Raw genomic sequence first — 7,592 nt, 5'->3', positions numbered from 1 at the left:
AGGGTAGCCAACTAAGGCTTGTTCATCACAAGCCCCCGTCTTTAGACGGTGGGTAGTTGACGCTTTCTTCGTGAGAAAAAGATTTTTTATATGGTCTTTCACTTCTGAGTTCATCGTATACATCTGGGTAATATTCGCCTAAAATGATATTAAGTTTTTCTGAAAAAGTGGTAAGAGCCATGATAATCAAACTTATCGTAACGATAATATTTTTGACTTTCAAATCATATGAACTCCCTTTAATTTTTTTTATTCATATGCAATTTTATCATATTTGTGAAACTAATTAACAAACCAACGAATTTTTCTATATGGTATAATAATAACAAGGAATACCCATTGTTTTTGTAAGTTAAGAATCAAATTAGAAAAGGAGTGGTTTTTGTGAGGTTCAAAAAGTTTGGAAAGACAGATATGAACGTATCTGTTGTAGGATACGGAGCTTGGGAGTTAGGTGGAAATTGGGGACCTATTGAGAAGGAAAATGGTGTTAAAATATTGAACTTAGCCTACGATAATGGAGTTAATTTTTTTGATACCGCCCCTGCCTACGGTCGAGGTCAATCTGAAGAAATAGTTGGAGAATTTTTAAAAGGAAAAAAGAGAGAAGATCTTTACATTGCTACTAAATGTGGTTTGGAATGGGATCAAAGGGGAAGAATTAGGAATAATTTAAAAAAGGAAAGGGTATTGAAAGAAATAGATGATTCACTTAGAAGACTAAAATGTGATTATGTTGATCTATATCAAATTCATTGGCCGGATCCCAATACTCCATTAGAAGAAACTGCTGAGGCGTTACAACAGATTTTAGATAGCAAAAAAGCTAGATACATCGGTGTGTCTAACTTTAGCGCACAACAAGTAGAGACTTTGATAAAATATGTGGATATTGTTTCCACCCAAAATTATTACAACTTATTGGTCAGAAACGTTGAAAAAGAGCTGTTTCCAGTCGTTGATAAGTATGATTTAACGGTGATTCCATACAGTCCTCTAGCGAAAGGGTTGTTAACGGGAAAGATTTCAAAGGATTATGAACCACCGAAAAACGATCCTAGAGCAATGGATGAAATATTTAAGAATAAAGAGCTTTTTATCAAAAGTGTAGAAAAAGTTGAAGAATTAAAGATTTTAGCCAATAGAATTGGAAGACCTTTATCTCAAATGGCTATAAATTGGTTATTACATCACAAACAAGTGTCGACAGTTATTGCTGGTTCAAAAGATGAGAAGCATGTTTTGGAAAATATTGAAGCTGGAAATTGGGAGCTTAGCGATGACATTTATCTAAAGATCGAAAAAATAGTTGGTGAATAGGAGGCAATATATGGCTATTCTCTGTGCGGGTGAAATTCTCTTTGATTTTATATCGAAGTCTCCTAACAAAGGACTTGGAGAAAGTGGGCTTTTTGAGAAGCGACCTGGAGGATCTCCTTTTAATGTGGCTGTAGGCCTTGCAAAGTTAGGTGCCGATGTTTCTTTTTTAACGAAGATAGCTCAGGATCAATTTGGTAAATTTCTTTTTGAGTACTTAAAAGAAAATGGAGTGAATACTGACTATTCTTTTAGGGCTGAGGGGTTGAAAACTTGTTTGGCTTTTGCTGCAGTTGATGCTCAAGGAAAGGCTGAATATGAATTTTATAGAGATGATGCTGCAGATACGAGGTTAGAATTAAAAGACATAGCGAATTTGCAGTATGAAAAATTTAATATCTTTCATTTTGGTTCTATAGCTCTTATAGATGAACCTACATCGAGTACTTTGACTAGATTGTTTGACAATTTTATCTCTCGAGGTTTATTAACCTCTTTTGATCCTAACGTTAGAAAGTCTTTGTTGAAAAATAGGGAAAGTTACAACAATCTTGTGAAGAGTATAATTAAAAAAGTTGATATATTGAAGATGAGCGATGATGATCTATTTTATATAACTGAAAAAAAAGATGTTGAAGAAGCTATTAGAACACTTTCCATCAAAGAAGGTTCTATTTTGTTTGTGACTTTAGGAAGTGAAGGTTCTTTGGTTTATAAAGATGGTATTATTGAAAGAGTTCCGGGTTATAAAGTAAAAGTTGTTGAAACTGTAGGTTGTGGAGATTCTTTCATGGCAGGCATTTTGTATAAGTTAAGGGATTTATCTAAGGAGGATTTTTACAGTATTTCTGTAGAAGAACTTGTCGACTATGCGAATTTTGCTAATAAGTGTGCAGCTGTTGTTGCTACGAAACAAGGTGCTGCGAATGCTATGCCAACTTTATCTGAAGTTAGACAATTTGAATTTTTATAAATTTGTTTTTATATTTAATTATGTGATAGTAGTGAAGATAGAGTAATGTTGATAGTTCAAAAGTTCTATTTTTCTTTTTTAATGAGAGTTTGTTTAGGTTCAAAAGTGGCAAAAATTTTGAACGTCGTTATCAACTAAGATGTTCAAAAAAAATTTTTAATGATTTTATCGAATGTTATGTTGATATCTTTGATTATCAACTTTGTTATCGACTAAGATATCGACAAATTTAGTGAAAAAGTACTTTTAAACATTAAAGGTTGAAAAGTACGTTGATAAAATTGTTGAAAACCAAGTTGTTATAGAATTCTTTTGATTAAAAACCTTTTGAACATTCAATTTCATAACTCAAGAAAATATTTCATAACTTTTTCAACTATCAACATCCGGGGTTAGTTATTGTCAATGAAAAGGGAGGGAGTTACAATGATTAAAGTAGGTCTTCTTGGTTGCGGTACGGTTGGAGGAGGCGTGTACAATATCCTCACAACTAAAAAGAAAGATATAGAAAGAAAACTAGGTGAGGAAATTCAAATCAAAAGGATCTTGGTGAATGAAAAGAATAAAAAAAGGAAGTACGATGTAGATGCTTCATTGCTTACTGAAGACTATAAAGAGATCATAGAAGATCCTGAAATTCAGCTCGTGGTGGAGTTAATTGGTGGAGAAACCCCAACATTAGGGTATATTAAAGAAGCTATCAACCATCACAAAAATATTGTAACAGCCAATAAGTTAATATTAGCTAAGTATGGTAGAGAGATATTTCAACTAGCAAAGAACAATAATGTCAAGGTATATTATGAAGGAAGCGTGGGTGGTGGAATCCCAATAATTAAAACTCTGAAAGAGTCTATGATTGCAAATAAAATAGGAAGAATTTATGGGATTCTAAACGGGACTACGAATTATATTTTAACTCAAATGACTGAAAAATCCATTGATTTTGAAGATGCTTTAAAAAAGGCTCAAAGCCTAGGTTATGCGGAAAGTGATCCATATTTTGATGTAAGTGGTTTGGACTGTGCATATAAAATAAGTATTTTGTCTTCATTAGCCTTTGAGAGTTTTATAGATGTTAATTCAATCTATGTAGAAGGGATTGATAAGATAGAAAGGGAAGATATAGAAATAGCTGAGGAATTAGGATATACTATCAAATTATTGGCTATTGGAAAAAGGTACGAAGACAAGATGTTGGATATAAGGGTCCATCCAACTTTTATACCAAAGAGTAATCCGCTTTCAAAAATCAACGGTGTATACAACGTCGTACAGATTCACGGAGACGTTGTTGGAGATATAATGATTTACGGACAAGGTGCCGGAGAGATGCCAACCGCAAGCGCGGTTGTTGCAGATATTATGGAAGCTGCCAAAAGTATTAAATACCATATTGAAAACGAATACAGTATCGGAAGGTTAAACGGCTTGAAGTTAATTGGGACAGATGAGATTGAAAACTCTTTCTATATAAGATTGAGAGTTAATGACATACCCGGTGTTTTTGCAAAAATAGCCAAGGCTTTTGGAGATAACGAAGTTAGCATCGCTTCTGTAATTCAAAAACACAGACTTAATCCTGTTGTACCAATATTTTTACTTACGCATCCAATCGAAGAGAAAAAAATGAAAAAAGCAATCGATTCGTTGAAAGAATTAGATGATGTGATAGAAATAAAAAATATAATAAGGGTGGAGGATTTCAATGAGAAATTTTAGTTTTTGGCCGGGTATAATAAATGCTTATAAAGAATACATGCCCGTCGATGAGAAAACAGAAATAATTACTTTGCAAGAAGGGAACACTCCTTTGATATTTGCAGAAAAAATTAGTAATATTTGGGATATTGAGCTTTATCTGAAATATGATGGGGCTAATCCCACGGGATCTTTTAAAGACAGGGGAATGACGTTAGCCGTAACCAAAGCGGTTCAGAACGGTGATAAAGCCATAATCTGTGCTTCAACGGGTAACACATCTGCCTCCGCTGCGGCTTATGGAAGTAGGGCAGGATTAAAAACAGCGGTTATAATTCCTGAAGGGAAAATCGCCCTCGGAAAATTGTCTCAGGCTCTAATGCACGGGGCTATAGTTATACCGATAAAAGGTAATTTTGACGTTGCCTTAGAGATTACAAGAAAGATTGCCGACAATTACCCTATAACCCTTGTGAACTCACTTAATCCATATAGGATAGAGGGGCAAAAAAGTGCAGCTTTTGAGGTATGTGATCAACTAGGTGGTAAATCTCCTGATATATTGGCGATTCCAGTGGGGAATGCGGGAAACATCACAGCATACTGGAAAGGTTTCAAAGAATACTTTAAAGATCACAAAACAGACAAGTTGCCCAAGATGATCGGTTTTGAAGCGGAAGGCTCGGCCGCTATTGTAAAAAATCAGGTCATAAAGGAACCAGAAACCATTGCAACTGCCATAAGAATAGGGAATCCAGTTAATTGGGAGAAGGCTGTAGAAGCCGCAAAAGAATCTGGTGGGTTTATAAATTTTGTCACCGACGAGGAGATATTGAACACGTATAAAGAATTGGCATCACTCGAAGGTGTGTTTGCAGAACCTGCTTCTGCAGCTTCGGTAGCTGGTGTTAAAAAGATGCTCAAATTTGATAAGATAAAAAAAGGAAGTAAAATTGTTGCGGTGCTCACGGGACATGGTTTAAAAGATCCCGATACTGCGATCAGTGTGATACCAAGGGTCAATCCAGTAGAACCAGAAATTGGTAGGATATTGAAAATGATAGGACTGTAATCAGTATTTTGCTGTTCTGTGCAAAAGAACTTTTTAAACAAAATAAGGTTTTGAGGTTTTTAAGGGGTTTGCCCCTTAACGTCTGGTAAAGGGGCGCTATATGTAAAGTTTAGAGTTTCTAAAGATATTAAATTAGAGAGATGCAGGAGGAAAATACCCATGAAAAAAATAACTTTGTTAATCGTCTCTTTTTTCTTTACACTCTTGGTCTTTTCTATTACAGTCACTAATCCTTTAGGTCCAACCGTCGTTCCGGTAACAGGGTTGATGGAAGATACGATAGAAGAAGAGGTAGAAATAAATGTAAGTCTTTGGAAGGATGCTAATGAAGCGGTAGCGTTGTTGGTATCCAATCAAGCAGATTTTGCCGTGCTTCCTATAACCGTAGGTGCAAATTTATACGCTCAAGGTTTAGAAATAATATTGTTAGGCGTTCACGAGTGGAAAGCATTTTATTTGGTAGGAAGTAGCAATGTTGATTTTGAAGATGTAAAAAGTTTAAAAGGTTGTGAAATCTATTCTCCTCATGGTCGAGGTCAAACTGTAGACGTTTTGATGAGGTATCTTTTGGTGAGAAATGGTTTGGTTCCTGATAAAGATGTAAAATTCAGCTACCTTCCTCCCCAGGAGATAGTTTCTCTGTTCAAAGCAGGTAAGGTAGAATATGCTGCTTTACCAGAACCATTTGCTACATTAGCTATAACAGGGACAGAAGGAGAAATAATTTTAGACTTTCAAAATGAATGGAATAAAATCTCAGGTTCAAAGTATGGTCTTCCTATAGCAGGACTTTTTGTTAAAAAGGAGATTTTAGAAAAAGAACCTGATATCGTTTCAAAAGTTGAGAATGCGTTTTCTGAAAGTGTTGAGTGGGCTAATATAAATTTAGATCAATCATTAAAAATAACCAACGAATACTTAACTATCCCCGTTCCAATACTTAAAGAAGCTATGAATAGATTAGTTTTTGAATACATTCCTATTGTGGAATGTAAAGAAGAAGTAGATAACTTTTTAAATACGATGCATGAACTTTATCCGGAAGGGTTGCCTGCTTTACCGACAGAAGGATTTTATTATCGATGAAAACTATTTTTGGAATTGTGTTGATCGTTTTACTTTGGTACTTTCTTTCTTTTGTCATAGGTTCATCTTTTGTGTTACCTTTTCCTCATGAAGTTTTAGGCAATTTAATAAATCAGCTAAGTACACCGAGGTTTTATGTGGCATTATGGAACACGATATGGAAAACTTTGATTGTTTTGTTTCTTTCCTCTTTTATCGGAATAATTTTGGGGTTTTTAATGGGAATGAGCGATACGATATATGAAATTTTTAGGCCTATGCTGATGATGATACAAGCCATACCGGTGGTTTCTTGGCTTGCTTTTGTTGTATTTCTATGGGGGGTTGGATGGCGTGGTCCTATTTTAATAAGCACTATGGCCATTTTACCTAATACGGTTTTTACAACCGCTTCTGGGATTAAGAACATCGATAGAAAATTACTTGAGATGGTACGGTTGTACAAAGTATCAAGGTCTAAAATATTTAGGCATGTATACTTAGCTTCGATCATTCCGTTTGTAATTGCAGCAATAGAAGTTTCGATAGGGAATGTATGGAAAGTTGTGTTAGTTACAGAGTTTCTAGTTGGTGGAAATGGTTTGGGGGTAGAACTTGCTTGGGCGAGACAGTATGTCGATGTTCCTAGGATCTATGCAATTACTATCATAGCTGTTGTATTAGGTATAGTTACAGAGCGTGTATTTAAAATTATTTCAAGAAGGATGTTAGAAAAATGGGAAATGTACTAAAAGTTGATAGTTTAACCAAAAGGTTTGGAGATTTTCTGGTTATAGATGGCTGGAGTCTTGATTTGCAAGAAGGAGAAAAAATCGTTTTGTTGGGGCCGTCTGGTTGTGGAAAAACCACTTTTTTTAGGATCGTTTCAGGATTAGAAAGGCAAAGTGAAGGGACAGTTGAGACCTTTGTTGATAAGATCGGTTACGTTTTCCAAGAACCTCGATTATTACCTTGGAGAACGGTTTACGACAACCTAAAAATAGTTTTAGACGATGAAAAGAAAATTAAACAAATTATCGGTATGATAGGTTTAGAAGGTTTTGAAAATCTTTTACCCTCTAAATTAAGTGGAGGTATGAAACAAAGGGTAAATATTGCCAGATCTTTATTAGTTGAACCACAGATTTTGCTTATGGATGAACCTTTCACATCTTTGGATCTAAATATTAAACTATCAATAATAAAAGATATAGAAAAGATGTGGAAGAAAAATTATTTTTCAATATTAATGGTCACCCATGACATAAAAGAGGCATTGATGCTGGGAAATAAAGTAGTTATTTTGTCGCAAAGACCTGCTAGAATATTAAATGTTTTTAATATAAATCTTTCGAAAGATGAGAAAAATATTTATGATAAAAGATTTTTAGAGTTAGAAAGCCAGATTACAAAGTTTGTAATGAGCCAATCTGAAGATGTATTGGTTTAAAAGCATAAAGAGGT

8 protein-coding genes are annotated in these 7,592 nt (G+C 34.7%); 7 read left to right on the top strand and 1 reads right to left on the bottom strand.

The features are described 5' to 3' along the window. Nucleotides 1-25: 25 nt before the first annotated feature. Nucleotides 26-223 carry a hypothetical protein gene (locus tag AA81_RS07950; RefSeq protein ID WP_103898731.1) on the bottom strand — a complete coding sequence of 66 codons (198 nt, stop codon included), beginning with the start codon at nt 221-223 and terminating at the stop codon, nt 26-28. A gap of 161 nt (nt 224-384) precedes the next feature. Here AA81_RS07950 and AA81_RS07945 point away from each other — a divergent pair, with 161 nt between their 5' ends. The 7 genes from AA81_RS07945 to AA81_RS07915 all read left to right on the top strand — a co-directional run bounded on the left by AA81_RS07945 (nt 385) and on the right by AA81_RS07915 (nt 7,578). After that, complete coding sequence (locus tag AA81_RS07945) at nt 385-1,320, top strand: aldo/keto reductase (RefSeq protein WP_103078750.1); 936 nt, start codon at nt 385-387, stop codon at nt 1,318-1,320. Between the two features lie 10 nt (nt 1,321-1,330). Then, nucleotides 1,331-2,290: a carbohydrate kinase family protein gene (locus AA81_RS07940; protein ID WP_103078749.1), complete on the top strand. Its 960-nt coding sequence runs from the start codon at nt 1,331-1,333 to the stop codon at nt 2,288-2,290. Nucleotides 2,291-2,716: 426 nt separating this feature from the next. Beyond that, nucleotides 2,717-4,012: a homoserine dehydrogenase gene (locus AA81_RS07935; protein ID WP_103078748.1), complete on the top strand. Its 1,296-nt coding sequence runs from the start codon at nt 2,717-2,719 to the stop codon at nt 4,010-4,012. Then, entirely contained in the window at nt 3,999-5,063 is a 1,065-nt protein-coding gene (gene thrC, locus AA81_RS07930; RefSeq protein ID WP_103078747.1) for a threonine synthase, read from the top strand. The genes AA81_RS07935 and thrC overlap by 14 nt, the downstream gene beginning before the upstream one ends. Before the next feature lie 159 nt (nt 5,064-5,222). Further along, nucleotides 5,223-6,149, top strand: a complete 927-nt coding sequence (locus AA81_RS07925) for an ABC transporter substrate-binding protein (protein ID WP_103078746.1) — start codon at nt 5,223-5,225, stop codon at nt 6,147-6,149. Next, nucleotides 6,146-6,880, top strand: coding sequence for an ABC transporter permease (locus tag AA81_RS07920; protein WP_103078745.1), 735 nt, complete (start codon nt 6,146-6,148; stop codon nt 6,878-6,880). The genes AA81_RS07925 and AA81_RS07920 overlap by 4 nt, the downstream gene beginning before the upstream one ends. Further along, on the top strand, nt 6,865-7,578 hold the full coding sequence (locus AA81_RS07915; protein WP_103898730.1) for an ABC transporter ATP-binding protein: 714 nt from the start codon (nt 6,865-6,867) through the stop codon (nt 7,576-7,578). The genes AA81_RS07920 and AA81_RS07915 overlap by 16 nt, the downstream gene beginning before the upstream one ends. Nucleotides 7,579-7,592: the final 14 nt, after the last annotated feature.

It is taken from the genome of Petrotoga halophila DSM 16923 (assembly GCF_002924615.1).
Note: the sequence above shows the minus strand (reverse complement) of the source record. Positions and strands in the feature narration are given on the sequence as shown.